The sequence below is a fragment of the Streptococcus sp. HMSC056C01 genome, assembly GCF_001811305.1.
In the GTDB taxonomy this organism is placed as follows: domain Bacteria; phylum Bacillota; class Bacilli; order Lactobacillales; family Streptococcaceae; genus Streptococcus.
The window spans coordinates 181538-182888 of sequence record NZ_KV804207.1 but is presented as its reverse complement, the minus strand read 5'-3'; the positions used below and the strand labels follow the sequence as shown (position 1 = coordinate 182888).

The 1351-nt window shown below is 39.0% G+C and carries 1 other RNA gene and 1 pseudogene; one reads left to right on the top strand and one right to left on the bottom strand.

The annotated features are described in order from the left end of the window. Positions 1–423: 423 nt before the first annotated feature. Positions 424–771, bottom strand: a transfer-messenger RNA (tmRNA) gene (gene ssrA, locus HMPREF2795_RS06935). A 197-nt stretch (positions 772–968) separates the two neighbouring features. Here ssrA and HMPREF2795_RS06930 point away from each other — a divergent pair. Beyond that, a pseudogene (locus HMPREF2795_RS06930) lies at positions 969–1351 on the top strand (single-stranded-DNA-specific exonuclease RecJ); the annotation flags it as partial.

The following is a 1351-nucleotide window of genomic DNA, read 5'->3' as shown; positions in this document are numbered from 1 at the left end:
GAGTCAAGAGCAATAGGGCTTGAACAACGTGAAAACCAGCGTCTTTAGGCGCTGGCTGGTTGATTGGTCTACTTAATGGAAAAGTGGTAAAAAGTAAATTTCTAAAATGCTAGAAAAATAAAGAAATTGAAGAGGAGAAATTCCTATCGAGTATCATTAGTAGGATTACGAAAAATAAAAGGTGACTGTATATTTTTAAAATATGGAGATGGAGCCTTGTAAACTAGGCAAACAAAAAAAGAGGTTGGGATAAAAAAGATCCCGACCTCACTTTTTATTAGCAATCGAACTTTGACGCGATAGCTGATTGGACTTTTTGTTCGTCTTTTAGACTCCAAAAAGTTCTAATCATCCTCGCGGGGCTGGGAATACGAAATCGAGACTTTATCTATCGATTTCTGTCCCACCGCCTTTTTTTAAATATAATGGAGCCGGTGGGAGTCGAACCCACGTCCAAACACCTGCTAACATATTTGTCTACAACCATAGGTTATGTATTGTTTTAACAGCCCCTCGGCACATAACTCAAGCCTAGGAACTGCGAGTCTATAAATCTCTTATCAAACTGCTAGACAAAGTTTGATCGTATCTCGCTAATAATAAGACCTGTCATTGAACACGAGCGATCCAAATCGGGTCACGCCTGCTGGTTTTTAGGCAGCTAGAGCGTAAGAAGTGTTATTTTTTGCAGTTATATTTAACTGAGCGTTTACGTCGCCACACGAGTCGCAAAATATGCCTCATAATGCCTGTCGAATCCGTAACGACCCCAAAAGACAATACAATTATTATACCTTATCTGAGGGGAAATTGCAAAAATCAAGTAAAAAAAGGAATGACACTTTGGCATGTATATGTCTTAAAAGTTACTGTTTAGAGCGATGAAGAGTCATCAAATTAGTTAGAAAATCAAGAGAAAAACTGGAAATCATGTTATAATAAAAAGATAGAATCGTAAGAAAGAGTGGATGATTTTTTTGATAATTCCTACTTATAATTGGCAATTCGCTCCGCAAGTTGAGGATGCGGATTTTACAAAGATAGCTAAGAAAGCTGGTTTGGGACCTGAAGTAGCTCGTTTGTTATTTGAACGAGGCATCAAGGATGAAACTAGTCTGAAAAAATTTTTAGAACCTTCTTTGGAAGATTTGCATGATCCCTACCTTTTAAATGATATGGAAAAGGCAGTGGAGCGGATTCGCCATGCTATTGAGCAAGGGGAGTTGATTCTCATTTACGGGGACTACGATGCGGATGGGATGACTTCGGCTTCCATTGTTAAGGAGAGTTTAGAACAGTTAGGTGCTGAGTGCCTGGTCTATCTTCCCAATCGCTTTACGGATGGTTATGG